The 16068-nt window shown below is 73.0% G+C and carries 15 protein-coding genes and 9 tRNA genes; 9 read left to right on the forward strand and 15 right to left on the reverse strand.

Features of this window, described 5'->3' with window-relative positions:
• The first annotated feature begins 2 nt into the window (after positions 1-2).
• Positions 3-1391, forward strand: a complete 1389-nt coding sequence (locus ACTWO6_RS20025) for an ATP-binding protein (protein WP_446215360.1) — start codon at positions 3-5, stop codon at positions 1389-1391.
• A complete protein-coding gene (locus tag ACTWO6_RS20030; protein ID WP_446215361.1) occupies positions 1388-2287 on the forward strand; it encodes a Gmad2 immunoglobulin-like domain-containing protein in 900 nt (299 codons plus the stop codon). The genes ACTWO6_RS20025 and ACTWO6_RS20030 overlap by 4 nt, the downstream gene beginning before the upstream one ends.
• Positions 2288-2303: 16 nt before the next feature.
• Here ACTWO6_RS20030 and ACTWO6_RS20035 read toward each other — a convergent pair whose 3' ends face one another.
• Both ACTWO6_RS20035 and ACTWO6_RS20040 read right to left on the reverse strand, forming a co-directional pair.
• Positions 2304-3053 (reverse strand): hypothetical protein, encoded by a 750-nt coding sequence (locus ACTWO6_RS20035; RefSeq protein ID WP_446215362.1) that lies wholly within the window; start codon positions 3051-3053, stop codon positions 2304-2306.
• Between the two features lie 15 nt (positions 3054-3068).
• Positions 3069-3284: a hypothetical protein gene (locus ACTWO6_RS20040; RefSeq protein WP_446215363.1), complete on the reverse strand. Its 216-nt coding sequence runs from the start codon at positions 3282-3284 to the stop codon at positions 3069-3071.
• A gap of 188 nt (positions 3285-3472) precedes the next feature.
• Here ACTWO6_RS20040 and ACTWO6_RS20045 point away from each other — a divergent pair, with 188 nt between their 5' ends.
• The 3 genes from ACTWO6_RS20045 (at position 3473) to ACTWO6_RS20055 (ending at position 6129) form a co-directional block, all read left to right on the forward strand.
• Positions 3473-4072 carry a TetR/AcrR family transcriptional regulator gene (locus ACTWO6_RS20045; RefSeq protein WP_446215364.1) on the forward strand — a complete coding sequence of 200 codons (600 nt, stop codon included), beginning with the start codon at positions 3473-3475 and terminating at the stop codon, positions 4070-4072.
• Between the two features lie 86 nt (positions 4073-4158).
• Positions 4159-5646 (forward strand): MFS transporter, encoded by a 1488-nt coding sequence (locus tag ACTWO6_RS20050; RefSeq protein WP_446215365.1) that lies wholly within the window; start codon positions 4159-4161, stop codon positions 5644-5646.
• A gap of 201 nt (positions 5647-5847) precedes the next feature.
• Positions 5848-6129, forward strand: a complete 282-nt coding sequence (locus ACTWO6_RS20055) for a hypothetical protein (protein ID WP_446215366.1) — start codon at positions 5848-5850, stop codon at positions 6127-6129.
• Positions 6130-6991: 862 nt separating this feature from the next.
• On the opposite strand, the gene ACTWO6_RS20060 is transcribed toward ACTWO6_RS20055, so the two are convergent.
• The 10 genes from ACTWO6_RS20060 to ACTWO6_RS20105 form a co-directional block, all read right to left on the reverse strand.
• Positions 6992-7055 (reverse strand) — tRNA-Arg (locus tag ACTWO6_RS20060).
• An 88-nt stretch (positions 7056-7143) separates the two neighbouring features.
• Positions 7144-7219, reverse strand: a tRNA-Glu gene (locus ACTWO6_RS20065).
• A gap of 7 nt (positions 7220-7226) precedes the next feature.
• Positions 7227-7301 (reverse strand) — tRNA-Leu (locus ACTWO6_RS20070).
• Between the two features lie 12 nt (positions 7302-7313).
• Positions 7314-7386 (reverse strand) — tRNA-Leu (locus ACTWO6_RS20075).
• Positions 7387-7391: 5 nt separating this feature from the next.
• Positions 7392-7463: transfer RNA gene (locus tag ACTWO6_RS20080), tRNA-Gln, on the reverse strand.
• Positions 7464-7496: 33 nt separating this feature from the next.
• A tRNA-Arg gene (locus ACTWO6_RS20085) sits at positions 7497-7569 on the reverse strand.
• Positions 7570-7603: 34 nt separating this feature from the next.
• Positions 7604-8803 carry an RtcB family protein gene (locus ACTWO6_RS20090; RefSeq protein ID WP_446215367.1) on the reverse strand — a complete coding sequence of 400 codons (1200 nt, stop codon included), beginning with the start codon at positions 8801-8803 and terminating at the stop codon, positions 7604-7606.
• Positions 8804-8831: 28 nt separating this feature from the next.
• Positions 8832-8905 (reverse strand) — tRNA-Gly (locus ACTWO6_RS20095).
• 25 nt (positions 8906-8930) lie between these two features.
• Positions 8931-9003: transfer RNA gene (locus ACTWO6_RS20100), tRNA-Glu, on the reverse strand.
• A gap of 134 nt (positions 9004-9137) precedes the next feature.
• A tRNA-Trp gene (locus tag ACTWO6_RS20105) sits at positions 9138-9211 on the reverse strand.
• A 318-nt stretch (positions 9212-9529) separates the two neighbouring features.
• Between ACTWO6_RS20105 and ACTWO6_RS20110 the strand changes: the two genes are divergently transcribed.
• The 3 genes from ACTWO6_RS20110 to ACTWO6_RS20120 all read left to right on the forward strand — a co-directional run bounded on the left by ACTWO6_RS20110 (position 9530) and on the right by ACTWO6_RS20120 (position 11905).
• Positions 9530-10438, forward strand: a complete 909-nt coding sequence (locus ACTWO6_RS20110) for a phosphotransferase enzyme family protein (protein ID WP_446215368.1) — start codon at positions 9530-9532, stop codon at positions 10436-10438.
• A gap of 67 nt (positions 10439-10505) precedes the next feature.
• Complete coding sequence (locus ACTWO6_RS20115) at positions 10506-11225, forward strand: hypothetical protein (protein WP_446215369.1); 720 nt, start codon at positions 10506-10508, stop codon at positions 11223-11225.
• 86 nt (positions 11226-11311) lie between these two features.
• Entirely contained in the window at positions 11312-11905 is a 594-nt protein-coding gene (locus ACTWO6_RS20120) for a DUF6058 family natural product biosynthesis protein (protein WP_446215370.1), read from the forward strand.
• Here ACTWO6_RS20120 and ACTWO6_RS20125 read toward each other — a convergent pair.
• Positions 11887-12804 (reverse strand): M56 family metallopeptidase, encoded by a 918-nt coding sequence (locus tag ACTWO6_RS20125; RefSeq protein WP_446215371.1) that lies wholly within the window; start codon positions 12802-12804, stop codon positions 11887-11889. The genes ACTWO6_RS20120 and ACTWO6_RS20125 overlap by 19 nt on opposite strands.
• A complete protein-coding gene (locus ACTWO6_RS20130) occupies positions 12801-13172 on the reverse strand; it encodes a BlaI/MecI/CopY family transcriptional regulator (RefSeq protein ID WP_446215372.1) in 372 nt (123 codons plus the stop codon). Before ACTWO6_RS20130 ends, ACTWO6_RS20125 begins: the two co-directional genes overlap by 4 nt.
• Positions 13173-13254: 82 nt before the next feature.
• Between ACTWO6_RS20130 and ACTWO6_RS20135 the strand changes: the two genes are divergently transcribed.
• The gene (locus tag ACTWO6_RS20135; RefSeq protein WP_446215373.1) at positions 13255-13908 is read left to right on the forward strand and encodes a phosphatase PAP2 family protein; all 654 of its coding nucleotides are present in this window, start codon (positions 13255-13257) and stop codon (positions 13906-13908) included.
• Positions 13909-13939: 31 nt separating this feature from the next.
• Here the strand turns inward: ACTWO6_RS20135 and ACTWO6_RS20140 are convergent, their stop codons facing one another.
• Entirely contained in the window at positions 13940-15949 is a 2010-nt protein-coding gene (locus ACTWO6_RS20140) for a GTP-binding protein (protein WP_446215374.1), read from the reverse strand.
• Positions 15950-16068: the final 119 nt, after the last annotated feature.

Consider the following 16068-nt stretch of genomic DNA (forward strand, 5'->3'; position numbering starts at 1 on the left):
CGGTGGCCGGCCGGGTACCCCCGGGGCGCCTGCGGCGCCGGCTCGTCGTCGCGTTCGTGCTGGTCGCCGGGGTCTCCGCCGGGGTGCTGGCCGGCGGCTCGTACCTGATGCTGCGGCAGGCCCGGTTCGACGGCTCGCTGCAACGCGCGGCGGCCGACGCCCGCTACCAGCTGGTGCTGGCCGGGCAGTTCCTGCCGCTGACCGACGCCCGGCGGGCGGACCTGCTGGCCAGCTTCGAGGGGAACGGACGGCACGTCCTGCTCGTGGCCGGCGACACCGCCGCGTCGAACCCGCGCTACGCGCCGACGCCCGGGCGGGACCTGCGGGCCGCGGTCGCCGCCGGGCAGCTCGGCTACCAGCGCTCCCCCGACGGCGCCCGGCCACACCTGCTCGTGGTGGGCGGCCGGATCCCCGGCTCCACCGCCGAGCTGTACGTGGTGACCGTGGAGGACGACCTCGTCGACGGCCTGCGCCAGCTCCGCACGGCGTTGCTGGTGGGCTGGGCGGCGGTGCTGCTGCTCGCCGCCGGGGTGGGCAACGCCCTGGCCCGGCGGACCCTGGAGCCGGTGGGGCGGGCGAGCCGGGCCGCCCGGGCGGTCGCCGAGGGCCTGCTGGACACCCGGCTGCCGGTGCACGGCCGAGACGAATTCAGCGCCTGGGCCGCGTCGTTCAACGAGATGGCCGAGGCGCTCGAGACGAAGATCGAGGCGCTGTCCCGGGCCCGGGCCCGGGAGCGGCGGTTCACCGCCGACGTCGCGCACGAGCTGCGTACGCCGGTGACCGCGCTGGTGGCGGCGGCGTCGCTGCTCGCCGAGCAGCTGGACTCGCTGCCCGCCGACGCCCGCCGGGCCGCCGAGCTGCTCGTCACCGACGTGGTGCGGCTGCGGCGGCTGGTCGAGGAGCTGATGGAAATCTCCCGGCTGGACGCCGGGCGGGAGGCGCTGTCGGTGCGACCGGTCGACGTCGTGGCGCTGTTGGGCGGCATCGTCGACGCCCGCGGCTGGACCGGCCGGGTGACCGTGACCGGGGACGCGACGCCGGTCGACACCGACCCGCGCCGCCTGGAACGGGTGCTGGCGAACCTGGTCTCCAACGCGGTCGAGCACGGCCGCGACGCGGTCCGGGCCGAGGTGCGGCGCACCGACGGGTCGATCGCCGTCGAGGTCAGCGACCAGGGGCCGGGCATTCCCACCGCGCACCTGCCGTTCGTGTTCGACCGGTTCTACAAGGTCGACCCGTCCCGCACCGGCCCCGGCAGCGGGCTGGGCCTGGCCATCGCCCGGGAGAACGCCCGCCTGCTCGGCGGGCGGCTGGGCGTGCGCAGCGAGGTCGGCCGGGGCACGGTGTTCCACCTCGACCTGCCCGTCCAACCCGTGGGGGGTGACCGGTGAGACGCCTGCTCGCTCCGCTCGCGGCGGTCGTGGTGCTCGCCGCCGGCTGCGCCCCGGCCCGGACGGGCACCCTCGGGCCGGCGCCGGTCGGCGCGTCACCGACCGGCGGCGCCACCGCCACGCCGCGCGCCCCCGCACCGGCCACCACCACGCCGAGCCGTCGTCCCCCGCCGGCCTCCCCCACCACGACGGTGCCGGTGGCGCCCGACGGACCGGACGGCGGGACGATCACCCTGCAGCTCTGGTTCGTCCGGGACGGGAAGCTGGCGCCGACCCGGCGTACGCTCCCGGCCACCGTCGCCACCTCCCGGCTGGCGCTGACCGAACTGGCCGCCGGACCGTCCCGCGCCGAGGCGGCGGCCGGCCTGACCACCCGGGTGCCGGCCGGCGTCCAGGTGGTCCGCATCGCCGACGGGGTAGCCGCGCTGGCCCCGCCGGCCGGCTTCGACAGCGGTGGAACAGCGACGGCCCGGCTCCGCCGGGCCCAGGTGGTCTGGACGCTGACCCAGTTCCCCACCGTGCGCCGGGTGGCGTTCACGCCGACCGACGGCGCGCCGACCGGCCGCGACGACTACGCCGACCTGCTGCCGGCGATCGTGGTGACCGGCCCTTCGGTCGGCGAACGGGTCACCAGCCCGGTCACCGTGACCGGCAGCGCGGAGGTCTTCGAGGCGACGGTGAGCGTCCGGGTCCTGGCCGCAGACGGCCGGGAGGTCGGCACCTCGTTCACCACGGCCGCCTGCGGCTCCGGCTGCCGGGGCGACTACCGGGCCACCGTCGGCTACCGGGTGGCCGTCACCGGCCCCGGCACCGTCGAGGTGTACGAGGTCTCCGCGCGCGACGGGAGCCGGATCAACGTGGTGTCGGTCCCGGTCGTCCTTGTCGCCGACCGGTGAGAGTCGCGGGACGCCGTCACTGCCACCGGCCGGTGAGCAGCGGCGCGGCCGGCCGCTCCGCGCGTCCGATGCGCAGATCCTCGAAGATCGTGTTCCGGGCCGCCCGCTCGACCTCGGCGTCGAGGTCGATCCCGAGCTCCGCCGACGCGTCGTGGGCCGTCCCGATCAGCACCAGCTCCACGCCCCGGTGGTCGAGGAACCGGGGCGGATCGAGTGGCGCGAACCGGCGGGTGTGGAAGCGCTCCTGCAGGTCAGCGGGGAGCTCGGCCCGACCCGGGCCGCGCAGGCCGACCCCGGGCGGCGACGGTGCCTCCGGATTCTTCACCGTGACGATGTAGCTCGCCTCCGGTTCGATCCGGAGCTCGTGCTGCGGCGGACCGGGACGGCGGGGCAGCTCGAGCTGGTACGCCAGATGGGTGTGGTCGTCGTGCCGGATGATGCAGTACGCCCCCTCGGCCACCGGCCGAGCCGGGGGCTGGAACCGCTCACCACGCGTCTTCGTCCCGTACAGGTGCCGCCTGAGCGCCTCGTAGAGCTCCTCCGGCCGGCTCACCACGGCGTCGACGAACGCCCAGAAACGGTCGTGCTCGTCGATCTCGGGCAGGCGCTTGCGGCCCGCGACGAGCAGCCGCAGGCGCCGCCGTCCGTGCCACGGATGCAACACCACCAGCAGCCCCTGCACCTCGTCGAGCGATTCCACGTGCCGCTCGCCCAGCCGAGGCCGGTAGAGGAAGTAGATGTCGCCGTCCTCCAGCACCTCGCTCACGCTGCGACCGCTCTCCTACCGCGTCCCGACGTCGGGCGCCTCGTAGATCCAGTCCGCCACGCCCTCCGGCGCGCGCTCCGCCCGGCGGTATTGGTAGATCTCCCGGGCCTCGTGCGGTCCGTGGAGTTTCAGCTCGTACGACATCGGCGGATCGTCCGCGTCGGGCACCTCCCAGCCCACGGTCTGCCCGTCGTACGGTCCGCCACGCAGGCGCAGTTTCACCTCGGCCACGCCCCGACGGTAGCGAAGTCGGCGCCGGGTGGGTCCAGGAACGCGTTCATCGCCCCGTTCGGTGAATCCTCGATGAACCCCTGCGGAACGGACTCGTTTCGGCTGACACTGCGACGTGGCTCATATTTCGCCGGCCAAACGGAGCCAGCCGACTAGGATCAGTACGACATCGTTTCGCGGGAGGTGGCGTGCGGGGGGAACGGCGGAGTGGCCTCGAACAGGCCGACCCGGGCGAGCGCAACCCGGAGTTGATGGCCACCGTCATCGACCTGCTCCGCGAGGTCGGCTACGACCGCATGACCATCGACGCCGTCGCCGCCCGGGCCCGCGTCAGCAAGGCCACCATCTACCGGCACTGGCCCGGCAAGGCGGAGCTGGTGGCCGCCGCGCTGCGGCACCGGCACGTCGCCGTGCAGACCCCCGCCGACACCGGCTCGCTCCGCGGTGACCTGCTGGAGCTGCTCCGCACCACCGTCGCGATCTGCACCGTCGACGGCGACCTCATGCAGGCGTTGACCTTCGCGATGCGGACCAGCCCCGAGCTCGCCCAGCTCGTCCGGCAGCAGGTGCTGCCCGCCGGCCAGGTCGGCACCGTCGCCGTGGTGGTCCGCGCGGCCGCCCGCGGCGAGATCCCCGCCGAGGCCGGTGAGCGGCACCTGTTCCACGACCTCGCCTCGGCCATGGTGATGTCCCGGATCTTCGCCCACGGCCTCCCCGCGGACGACGCGTTCCTCACCCAGCTCGTCGACCAGGTCCTCATCCCGGTGCTCTGCCACCGCTCCGACTGACCGCCCCGCCACCAGCACCCGTCACGACGCGGGTGTCGCACCCGTCAACCGCAACGCCCGGCTCTCGTCACACGGAAGGCTGCACCATGCCCGGAAACACCCTGACCGCGTCCGGCGCACCCGACGCCGTGGCGCCGGCGGCGCACCCGCGGCGCTGGCTGGTTCTCGCGGTCATCGCGATCTCCCAGCTGATGGTCGTGCTCGACGCCACCATCGTGAACATCGCCCTCCCGCAGGCCCAGCTCAGCCTCGGCATCTCCGACGCCGACCGGCAGTGGGTGGTCACCGCCTACACCCTCACCTTCGGCGGCCTGCTCCTGCTCGGCGGCCGGATCGCCGACTACTGGGGACGCAAGCGCACCTTCCTCGTGGGCATGGTCGGCTTCGCGCTCGCCTCCGCCATCGGCGGCCTCGCCACCACCGGCGGCCTGCTCTTCGCCGCCCGCGCCCTGCAGGGCGCCTTCGGCGCGCTGCTCGCCCCGGCCTCCCTGGCCCTGCTCACCGTGCTCTTCACCGAGGCGAAGGAGCGCGCCAAGGCGTTCGCCGTGTACGGCGCCATCGCCGGCGGCGGCTCCGCCGTCGGCCTCGTCCTCGGCGGCGTCCTCACCGAGTACGCCAACTGGCGCTGGTGCCTGCTGGTGAACATCCCGATCGCCGCCATCGCCCTGCTCGCCGCGATCCCGCTGGTCCCCGACAGCCGCGCCCACGGCGACACCCGCTACGACATCCCCGGCGCCGTCGTCGTCACCGCCGGGCTGGTCTCCCTCGTCTACGGCTTCACCAAGGCCGCCGAGGACGGCTGGGACGCCGCCGGCACCATCGGGTTCATCGCCGCCGGGCTGGTGCTGCTCGCCGCGTTCGTGCTGATCGAACTGCGCTCCAGCCACCCGCTGCTGCCGCTGCGCATCCTGCTCGACCGCAACCGGGGCGGGGCGTACCTCGCCTCCACCCTGATCGGCGCCGGGCTCTTCGGCGCGTTCCTCTTCCTCACCTTCTACTTCCAGGTGGTGCTGGGGTACACGCCGGTCGAGGCGGGCCTCGCCTCGCTGCCGGTCACCGCCGGCGTCCTCGTCGCCGCGGGCGTGGCCAGCCAGCTGCTGCCTCGCCTCGGCGCGAAGCCGCTGATGGTGGCCGGCGCGGTGCTCGCCGCCGCCGCGATGCTCTCGCTGACCCAGATCGACGTGGACACGTCCTTCGTCAGCCACCTGCTCCCCGCCCAGGTGATCCTCGGCATGGGCCTCGGCTTCACCTTCGTACCGCTGTCCAGCCTCGCCCTGGTCGGGGTGCCCGAGCACGACGCGGGCGCCGCCAGCGCCACCCTCAACGCCACCCAGCAGGTCGGCGGATCGCTCGGCACCGCCCTGCTGAACACCATGTACACCAGCGCGGTCACCGCGTACCTGGTCGGCAAGATGCCCGACCCGATGACCCAGGTCAAGGCGTTGGTGCACGGCTACACCGTGGCGTTCGCCTGGGGCGCGGGGCTGATCCTGCTCTCCGGGCTGGTCACCCTGCTGCTGATCAAGGTCCGCCGGGAGCACCTGGCCACGGCCAACGCCGTGCACATGGGCTGACGACCCATACGCGCGCCCGATCGCCGGCCTTCCCGTCCCAGGGAGGCCGGCGATCGCGCAAGAGCACATGTCGCTGGTCGAGGGCAGGGCGGGCGGCTGACCGCCCCACCTCAGGAGTGGCGTCGCCGGACCCGGGGGCGAACCGGGCGGACCGCCGTTATGAGCAGCAGCTGGACCCGCGTCCTCCGGCGGAGGACCACAGTGGATGCTGTCGCCGAAATCAACTTGCCAGAGACGGTGTCAAACGCCGCTTATCGCACGATTTTACCCACATCGGTACATTTTCAGAATCTGGTAGATGTTCTGGTGTGTCATTCCGAAAGCGGCGGCGAGTTTTGTTCCCGTCTCGCCAGCCAGGTATCGCTCGACGATGGCGGTGTTTCGCTCATGGCGATCCTCAGCCGCAGGCCGGAAGTCGAGGAGCACATCTACTTGCCCCCGCCTCCTGTTCCCCAGAGCAGGGCGAAGTCGAGCAGCCAGTAGGCGCGCGCTGTTCCCGTAGACTGCGGTCCTCCATATCGGGGACCAGTTTGCCCGAGGCGGCGAGGAACAAGTCACGCTGCGAGCACCCATCAACGCAGCCGCACGCCTCACGACCCCCTCATCGGCCATCTTCAGCACTACGGCGGCTCGGAAACATCCCTCCCCTTCCAGCAGGCCGACCAACCACGCGAGGTCCTCGTCTCCGGATACCGCGGCACTCAGTGTGGTCTCGGCACAACGAATGCGCTCCGCAGTAGCGATCATCTCTTCAACAGGTCGACAGTCACCACGGATCGCTGCATTCACGCTGTTGGGAGTTATGCCGAATCTCCCGGCAAGATGCTTACGGTGAACACCCTTCGCCTTCTGGGTAACCATCTCCGCCACCTCCGTGGCATAGGGCCTGCGATTGCCCACACCTAACCACTGTCCGACAGCACGGTCGATCTGTCCCTGTCGACGACGGCTCATCGACGGATGCAGAGCATCCATGAGCTCCACCGCGCGGCGTCCCCGCACCTTCCATACAAAGGCATCCTTGTGGTGGGGTCGCTTCGCGCGGATACGGAAGTAGGTCGTCTCCACCAGCACAGCCGTACGCGCGACCACGTCCTCGTCCGTCATTGACAAAACGACCCGGGGACACCCTGGGGATGACGGTGGAGGGGCCAGGAAAGAACCCTCCCCCTCTAGCAGTCCTGCCAAATACGAGAGCGTGGTTGGCCGCCTGGCAGCAGCGAACATTTCGCTCGGAATACGATTACCCGTGGTGACACGGAGGGGCGTCGTCACGCTCGCCAGTTTAGTAGGGTCCAGGGAAACTGGTGCCCAGCAAGCGTGCCTCAAAAAGATTGGGTTGCCCCCCGGGCTGGATTCGAGCCAGCGACCGCCAGGTTCGGAATCTGGTGCGCTCTCCGCTGCGGGCTCGCGCTCGAACTGCTCGTCGTGCGGGCCGCCATCGACCACGCAGGACGCCCACGACTGGAGCGGATCGCCGGCGTACGGGAGCATGAGCAGCGCGGACGGGATTCGAACCCGCAACGTATCCCGGGTGAAAGCCGGGCGACTCTCCCACTTCGTCCACCGCGCCATCCGCGTACCCGGGGTGCGATTCGAACGCACACTGTCGGCTTCCTGAAAGCCGTGCCTCCTGCCAGTTGGGCTACCCGGGCGTGAACACTGCGTGCCCTCGGCGCGATTCGAACGCGCAACCTGCGGCACCTCATGCCGCCGCCTCTTCCATTGGGCCACGAGGGCTCGTGCTGCGAGCGGAGGACTCGAACCTCCATCGATCGTTCCAGAGACGATTGTGCTGCCCATTGCACCAGCTCGCACAGGTTCCGCTCCGCCGTCGCGGATGCGGACCGTGCCCCGACCAGGATTCGAACCTGGGCTCTCCGGTTTCGTAGACCGGCGCGCTCTCCGCTGCGCCACCGGGGCGTACGACCGGCGCCCCCCTCGGGCGCCGGTCGGTCTAACCCTTCACGCAGACCACCTGCTTGAGGTGCGCGACCACCTCGACCAGGTCGTCCTGCTGCGCCATCACCTTGGTGATGTCCTTGTACGCGCCGGGGATCTCGTCGACCACCCCGGCGTCCTTGCGGCACTCCACGCCGGCGGTCTGCCGGACCAGGTCCGCGGTGCTGTACGTCCGCTTCGCCTGACCCCGCGACATCCGTCGCCCGGCCCCGTGCGAGGCCGAGCAGTACGCGTCCGGGTTGCCCTTGCCGCGCACGATGTACGAGCCGGTGCCCATCGACCCCGGGATGATGCCCAGGTCCCCCCGGCCGGCGCGGATGGCGCCCTTCCGGGTCACCAGCACGTCCACCCCGTCGTACGTCTCCTCCGCCACGTAGTTGTGGTGGCAGCTGATCGGCTCGCCGTACGAGACGTGCGGGAACTGGTCCCGGACCACCCCGCAGAGCAGGGCGAGCATGACCTCCCGGTTACGCCGGGCGTACTCCTGGGCCCAGAAGAGGTCCCGGCGGTAGGCGTCCATCTCCGGCGTGCCGGTGAGGAACACCGCGAGGTCCCGGTCGGGCAGGTCGACGTTGTGCGGCAGCCCGCGGGCCACCGCCATGTGCCGCTCGGCCAGCTCCTTGCCGATGTTGCGGGAACCGGAGTGCAGCATCAGCCAGACCTGCCCGTCGTCCGGACCGCCCTGCTCGGCGCAGACCTCGATGAAGTGGTTGCCGCCGCCGAGGGTGCCCATCTGGTGCTGGGCCCGGTGCTCCAGCTGCGCCACCTTCCGGTCCAGCTCACCGAAGCGCCGCCAGAACGCGTCCCAGCCGGCGTGCGCCAGGCCCCGGACCCGGCGCGGGTCGACCGGGTCGTCGCGCTTGGCGAACCCGACCGGGATGGTCGCCTCGATGGCCGACCGCAGCGGGGCGAGGTCGTCGGGCAGGTCGGCCGCGGTGAGCGAGGTCCGCACGGCGGACATGCCGCAGCCGATGTCGACGCCGACCGCGGCCGGCGAGACGGCCTGCCGCATCGCGATGACCGACCCGACGGTGGCGCCCTTGCCGAAGTGCACGTCCGGCATGACGGCGACGCCCTGCACCCAGGGCAGTGCGCCGATGTTGCGGAGCTGCTGCGCGGCCTGCGGCTCGATGCCGTACGGGTCGGTCCAGACCCGTACGGGCGCCCGGGTGCCGGCCAGCGGGGTGAAACCCATCGTCGTCTCCTCATGTCGGGGGTGTGCGAGCGGCTGGCCGGATTCGAACCGGCGATCTTCACCTTGGCGAGGTGACGCGCTGCCTGACTGCGCTACAACCGCGTGTCCGTCCCGGGTGGGACGGTCGTAGGCCGTACGGGACTCGAACCCGTAACCGCCCGGCTGAGAACCGGGTGAGCTGCCCATTGCTCCAACGGCCCGTGTGGGACGGGGAACCGTCCCTGATGTGTCGCCCCGGCCGGCGCGTCGGCACGCCGGCCGGGATTGTGCTCGCTTCATCCACTGTGGAGTTGAGAAGGTGCGGCGTCGCCGGCCGGGGCCGGGACAGGGCGAGCAGGGGCGGCAGGATTCGAACCTGCAACCGTCGGGTTTGGAATCCGGTGCTCCACCGGGTTGAGCTACGCCCCTGAGCGGGAGTGGGTGACGAAAAAGCCGCCCGGTCCCTTCGCGGGGCGGGCGGCTGCGCGTGTCGCGCTGGCGCTAGTCGCGCCGCCACCCCGATTGCCACCGCTGACGCTGGCAGCGGCCCAGGCCTCGCTCGCCGTTGGGCAGCGTGGCACCACCGCGCGGCGTGGGCCGCGGGGCTTCGGTGCGGGTGCGCTGCGACACGGCGTACTCCCTGGGTTGATCCGGTTGACGTTGCCCGTTGACGGTAAACGCGGAGCACGGTGACCGCAATTGATATTCGGCTGGTCGATGCCGGCGTGCGGCTGGTTGACTGCGGCCATGGTCCCCGAGGCGACGCTGCGGTCCTGGCTGGAACGGCACTGGCGGCTCGGTGGCGCGCAGCTCAGCCATCACGGTGGCGGGATGAACTCGGAGACCTGGTTCGTCGACCGGGATGGGCGGCGCTGGGTCTTGAAGTCGGTGGCGCCGACGGCGGGTGCGCAGTTCACGGGCGGGTTGGCGATCGCCGACCGGTTGCAGGGGTCCGGCGTACCGGCGGGAGCGCCGGTGCCCACCGTCGACGGGCGGACGGTGGTGACGGCGGGCGGCCGGCCGCTGGCGTTGTTGACCTGGGTGCCGGGGGTGGCGCTGACCGGCGAGGGTCGGGTGGAGCAGCGGGTCATCGGGTCGACTCTCGGCCGGGTCCATCGGGCGCTCGCGACGGTCCGGGTCCGCGACGCGGAACGGTTCCACTGGGTCGATCCCACGGCGGGCCACCTGGGGGTACGCGACTGGGTCCGTCCGGCGGTGACCGCGGCGGTGCGCGACCTGGATGAGTTGGCGCCGGAAACGCTGTCGTGGGGTCTGCTGCACACCGATCCGGCGCCGGAGGCGTTCCGGTGGGATTGCACGGCGGGCGTGTGCGGGGTGATCGACTGGAGCGTCGCGCTGACCGGTCCGCTGCTGTACGACCTGGCCTCGGCCGTAATGTACGTCGGCGGGCCGGATCGCGGCGGCGAGCTGGTCGAGGCGTACCTGCGCGGAGGCGCGCTCGACCGCGCCGAGGTGGACCGGGGTCTGCGGCCGATGCTGCGATTCCGGTGGGCGGTCCAGGCGGACTACTTTGCGCGGCGGATCGTCGCGGACGACCGCACCGGCATCGATGGGCCCGCCGAGAACGACAAGGGCCTGGCGGACGCCCGGCGGCGTCTGGTGGCATCCGGACCGGGAGACGAAGGGTGGGCCTGAACCGGTGTTGTCCGCCCCCGCCGAGTTCAGGACTGCGGCGGTCGCCGCCGGGGTACACGATGCGGACATGACCTCCGACGAGGCAGCGCGGCCGGCCACGGTTGACGAATGGCGCGCGTGGCGGCGGGCGGTGTTCGGCGACCCGTACCTGGTGTGGCACGACGGGCCGGAGTTCTCCAGGCTGCTGCGGGCGGCGCGGGCTGATCCCGTCATGGTGGAACGGATGCTGACGGCCGGCCTCGACGACCGGGACGCGGTCGCCGCGGAGTCCCTGGCGGTGCTCGGCGAGGCCGGGTTCGCGCCGGTTCGGGCTCGGGAGCTGCTGCGCGCCGCCGTCCCCACCGCGTCGAACACCTTTCTGGTCAGCGTCGCCACCGCCCTGCACCGATTGACCGCCGAGGAGTCGTGGGCGGCGGCGATCGTGGCGGTCCTCGGCGCGCGGCACTGGACGGACCGGATGGATGCCGCGATCGCGCTGGCCCGCTTCGCGCCCACCGCGGACCTTGTCCACGCGCTCGGCCGGGCCGTCTGCGACAGCGAGTACCTGGTGCGGTACCACGCGGCGAACACCCTCCTGCGGTACGCGCAACCGCCGGACGATCCCGAGGTCGACCCTCCGGTCTCCGTGTACCGGGAACCGGGGCTGTTTGAGCTGATCGCGACGCCCCGTGCCGAGCCGCGACGACGATGGCGTCGGCGACGGGACGCCCCCGGCGACCGGGCCCGGTGGCAGGCGGCCGCCGACGAGCTGGTCGGCAGCGCGCTCGCCCGGCTCGACGACCGGTGACGGTTCGGTGCGGACCGAACCGTCCGGCGGCTACCGTGCCGGTGACGACCGCGCGACGGCCGGTCCGTTGACCGGAGGGAAAGCGCGTGGAGCTGAGGAAGCGGCTGGCCGAGCGGTTCCGCGAGGTCAACGGGGACCATCCGATGACGGCGGCGGACGACGCATACGTCAGCAAGCAGTTCGTGGTCCTGGTGGAGCTGTGCGCGGCGACCGGTCGGGACCCGGACGACGTACGCCGGTTGATGCTGGACCGGCGGCTGCCGCTGCCGGGCTACCTGCGCTCGGACGGCGCGGAGATGGTGCCGGCGGACCTGTTCGTGCTGGCCGAGCGGGCGGGCGGCCCGGAGCGGCTGGCGGCCTGGTTCGCCGGGCACTGGGCGGACCCGGCGCAGGGCGCGGCGGAGTGGGAGGGCTACCTCAGCGGGCGGTACGTCTGCCTGCGCTCGGTCACGCCGGACACCATCCGGCGCAAGGACGAGCTGGTGGCGGCGATCCGGTCGGCGCCGGCGGAGCCGGACGCCGGGTCGGCGGCCTGGTCGGCGCGGCTGCACGCGCTGGTCGACGAGCTGGACGCGTTGGAGCCGGCGTTCACCGGGTACGACCGGCTCCGCTTCGGTGGGCCGACCTCCCGGGACACCTGTGTGGACGCGGTGCGGGCCCGCTACCCCCGCGGCGAGTGAGCGTGCTCCGCGCGTTCGAAGACGCGTTCGCCCTGGTGCTGGACGGTCGCGGCGCCCAGGGTCAGCGCGGCGAGGACCAGGGCGAGCACGGCGACGGCCGGGCCGCGTCGCGGGACGGGCGGGTCGAGCAGGGCCCGCACCCGGTCCGGGACGTCGCCCCCGGTCGCGGCGGGCAGCAGGTCGCCGGGGTGGCGCCGCCGGGCCAGGGCGGCGCGGGCCAGGGCGCGGGCGACCAGCCGCCGGTCCCCCAGTCGGGCGGCGGCGTCCTCGTCGGCCCACCGTTCGACGGCGTTGCGCAGCTTCCGCGCGGTGGGGGCGAGCGTCGGGTTCGCCGCGGCGGACAGATCGACGGCGGTGGTCCACCAGGCATGCCGGTGGGACAGGTGGGAGGCCTCGTGGGCGAGCAGGGCGGCGCGTTCGTCGGGGGCGAGGGCGCGCAGCATGCCGCGGGTGACCACGATGCGGCCGGTGGCCTCGGGGGTGGTGAAGGCGTCGGGTGTGTCGATGTCGAGCACCACCAGTGAGCCGGGTTCGCCCAGCCGGCCGCAGTCGCGGTGCGCGGCACGCATCGCCCGGGCCCGGCGGATCAGGAAGCCGGCGGTACGGGTTGCCGCGGCGGCGAGGGCGAGCAGGGCGGCGGCCGAGACAGGCCAGGGCACGGGGGCCTGCGACCGCAGCGCCTGGGCCGACCAGGCGCCGACCGCGGCGACCTCGGCGTCCTGGCCGATCCAGGTGGCGGCGGCGACCGCGGCGGCGAACCAGAGCGCCGCGGTGACGAGGAGGCCGGTCGGCGCGAGGAGCCGCACGGCGAGGGCGGGTCGGAGGGTACGGCTCAGCCATGGCCCGCAGCAGGCGTAGGCCGCGACGGAGGTCAGCACCACTCCCAGGGCAATGATCATGAGTCCGGCTCGGTCCGTTGGAGCAGGGTGACCAGCAGCGCCTCGTCCTCGGGCGTGAGCGAGCCGACGAAGCGGGTGAGGACGGCCGAGCGGTCGGTGTCGTCGTCGTCGAGCAGCCGGCGCATCTGGTGCGCGGTCACCTGGGCGCGGTCGCGTACCGCCTGGTAGGCGTAGGCGCGGCCCGCCGGGTGGCGGGTGACGCGTCCCTTGTCGTGCAGGCGGGCCAGCACCGTGGTGACGGTGTTGTAGGCGAGCCCGGCGTCGAGGCGCTCCCGGACCGTCGCCGGGGTGAGCGGCGCGTCGGCGGCCGCGAGCACCGCCAGGATCTCGTGTTCCAGGTCGCCGTGCCGGCGGCGTCTGCTCTCCACCCGTCCCCCAGTAACTACAAATCTTGTAGTAGTACCCTCCGAACTACAAACATTGTAGGTGCTACTCGGCGACGGGAGTGCGATGGACGTCGGACTGTTCGACGAGGTCAACCGGTTCGCGGTGGCCACCCCCTGGCTGCATGCCGCGGTGACCGGCTACGCCGCGTACGGCGTGGCGCTCTTCGCCGCCCTCATGCTGGCGGCCTGGTGGTACGCCCGGCGCACGAACGAGCCGGCCCGGGTGGCGGCGGCCGTCCTGGCCCCGGTGGCGACCCTGCTGGCGGTGGCCGCGAACCAGCCGTTCGTGTCGGCGTTCCACGAGGCCCGCCCGTACACCAGCCACCCGGGCATCCTCGTGCTCGCCACCCGCAGCACCGACTTCTCGTTCCCCTCCGACCACTCGGTGATGGCGGGCGCGGCGGCCGCCGCGCTGTGGTTCGTGTCCCGACGACTCGGCCTGGTCACCGCGGTCGCCGCGCTGGTGATGGGCTTCTCCCGGGTGTACATCGCCGCGCACTACCCGCACGACGTCCTCGCCGGCCTGCTCCTCGGCACGGTTGTCGCGGTCCTCGTCGTGCTGCTCGCCCGCCCGTTCACCACCCGGCTGGTCACCGCGACGGGTCGCACCGCGTTGCGCCCGCTGGTCACCGCCGAGCCCCCGACGCCGCCCGGTCCGGTCGTCGGCGGCACCGCCGCGGACCGGGGGCGGACCCCGCCGGAGACCACCGGCCGGTGACCGCCGGGGCGCCCGGACCGGCGCACGGCGGTCACCGGTCCGGGGTCGCTCCGGTGACCCGGCGCGCCACCGCCAGCAGGTAGTCCTTGCGGTTGAGCGGGTTGTGGTCCCAGCGGGGCCGGCCCGGCGCCGGCCCGCGCACCGGCCGGTAGTGGTCGAACTCCGACTCCAGCATCCCCTCGCCCCGGGTCAGCGACGGCAGGCGCTGCTCCAGCGCGTGCACCCGGCCGGCCGGCACCTCCCCCTCCACCAGGTACGACGAGCCGCGCACCGTGGAGTCGCGGGGCACCGCGCCGAGCCCGGCCAGCACCGGCAGCACCGCGCCGAACAGATCCGCCGGCAGGTCCAGACGGAACCGGTGGATGGGCTCGTGCACCCGGGTGCCGGCCCGGGTGAGGGCGGCCATCAGGACCAGCGGGGTCAGGTTGCGGAAATCCCCGGCGGTGCTGGACATGCTCTTGTCGAACACGCCGTGCGAGTGGCTCTGCCGGGCCCAGTACCCGCCGTGGGTCAGGGTGACCACACAGTCGATCACCGACCAGCCGCGCAGGCCCTGCCGCAGGGTCTCCCGGACGGTCTCCTCGATGGCCTTGAGGAACGCCAGCGGCATCGAGCCGAGTTCGATGCCGAGGCGGAACTCCACCCCGCTGTCGATGGGGCCCGGTTCGATCCGCAGCCCGACGGTGCCGAGGAAGGGGTTGGGCTCCCTGCCGATCCACTCCACGGCGGCGCCGACCCCGACCGGACGTTCCACGCAGACGGTGGTGGTCTCCCGGAAGTCGACCGGCACGCCGTACTCGTCGGCGAGGGTGGCCTGGATGACCTCCTTCTGCACCTCGCCGTAGAGCGACACGGCGATCTCCTGCCGGATGTCGTCCTGCCGCAGGTTGATCAGCGGGTCCTGCTCGGCGAGCTGGGCGAGGGCCGAGTGCAGGGCCGCCCGGTCGGCGGCGCGGCACGGCACCACCACCGTCTCCAGGGTCGGCGGGGAGAAGTGGTGGCGGCCGGCCGGCCGGTCGGGCGGCGCGCCGAGGAAGTCGCCGACGCGGACGTCGGCCAGGCCCCACAGCCGGGCGATCCGGCCGGCGCCGACCGACGGGGCCGGCACGGCGGCCCCGGCCTCGAAGACGCTGATCGCGGTGACCTTGGCCGCCGCGTCCCCCCGGAACGGGACCCGGTCGCGGACCCGCAGGGTGCCGGCGAAGATCCGGGCGTACGCGATCTTCTCGCCGGCCGGCCCGCGCTCGACCTTGAAGACCGTGCCGCGCAGCGGGGCGTCCCCGTCGCCGTCGGCCGCCGGCAGCAGCTCGACGAGACCGGCGATGAGCGCCTCGACGCCGGCCCCGGTGATCGCCGAGCCGGCGAAGACCGGATGCACCCGCGCCCGCCCGGTCTGCGCGGCGAGCGCCCGGCGCAGCCGACGCCCGGTCACCGCGCGCTCGTCCTCGACGTACGCGGCGAGCAGCGCGTCGTCGTACGCAGAGAGCAGGTCGACGAGGCGCGCGGCATGCTCCGGGTCGTCGGGGCCGAAGGGGAGGCAGCGGGCGGCCGCGGTGCCGGGCGCGTCGACCCGTCCGGTGGCGATGACGGCCGGGGTCAACTTCTCGGCGATCTGGCGCAGCACCCGCTCCGGGTCGGCGCCGGCCCGGTCGACCTTGTTCACGAAGATCAGCACGGGGATGCCCAGCCGCTGGAGCGTCCGCATCAACACCCGGGTCTGGGCCTGGACGCCCTCGACCGCGGAAACGACCAGCACCGCGCCGTCGAGCACGCCGAGCACCCGTTCGACCTCGGCGATGAAGTCGGGGTGGCCGGGGGTGTCGATCAGGTTGACGGTGACCCCGTCGACGACGAAGGAGACCACGGCGGAGCGGATCGTGATGCCGCGCTGCCGTTCCAGCACCATCGTGTCGGTGCGGGTGCTGCCGTCGTCGACGCTGCCGAGCTCGTCGATGACGCCGGCGCTGTGCAGCAGCCGCTCCGTCAGGCTCGTCTTACCGGCGTCGACATGTGCCAGGATTCCCAAGTTCAACGTCTTCACGCAGCGTCATGTCCTCTGGGTAGGTGGCGATTCCCTTCTGGTTGGACACGGACGCTGCGCGCATTGCCTGGCTCCTCTGCTCGGGCTTACCTGATCGGATTGCAGCAGCCCGCCCGCGG

It is taken from the genome of Micromonospora sp. IBHARD004, assembly GCF_052814115.1.

Excerpts from the sequence above, each read along its gene's own strand:
- ACTWO6_RS20050 (WP_446215365.1), top strand. The coding sequence starts at position 4,159 with ATGCCCGGAAACACCCTGACCGCGTCCGGCGCACCCGACGCCGTGGCG.
- ACTWO6_RS20090 (WP_446215367.1), bottom strand. The coding sequence starts at position 8,803 with ATGGGTTTCACCCCGCTGGCCGGCACCCGGGCGCCCGTACGGGTCTGG.
- ACTWO6_RS20110 (WP_446215368.1), top strand. The coding sequence starts at position 9,530 with ATGGTCCCCGAGGCGACGCTGCGGTCCTGGCTGGAACGGCACTGGCGG.
- ACTWO6_RS20115 (WP_446215369.1), top strand. The coding sequence starts at position 10,506 with ATGACCTCCGACGAGGCAGCGCGGCCGGCCACGGTTGACGAATGGCGC.
- ACTWO6_RS20125 (WP_446215371.1), bottom strand. The coding sequence starts at position 12,804 with ATGATCATTGCCCTGGGAGTGGTGCTGACCTCCGTCGCGGCCTACGCC.
- ACTWO6_RS20135 (WP_446215373.1), top strand. The coding sequence starts at position 13,255 with ATGGACGTCGGACTGTTCGACGAGGTCAACCGGTTCGCGGTGGCCACC.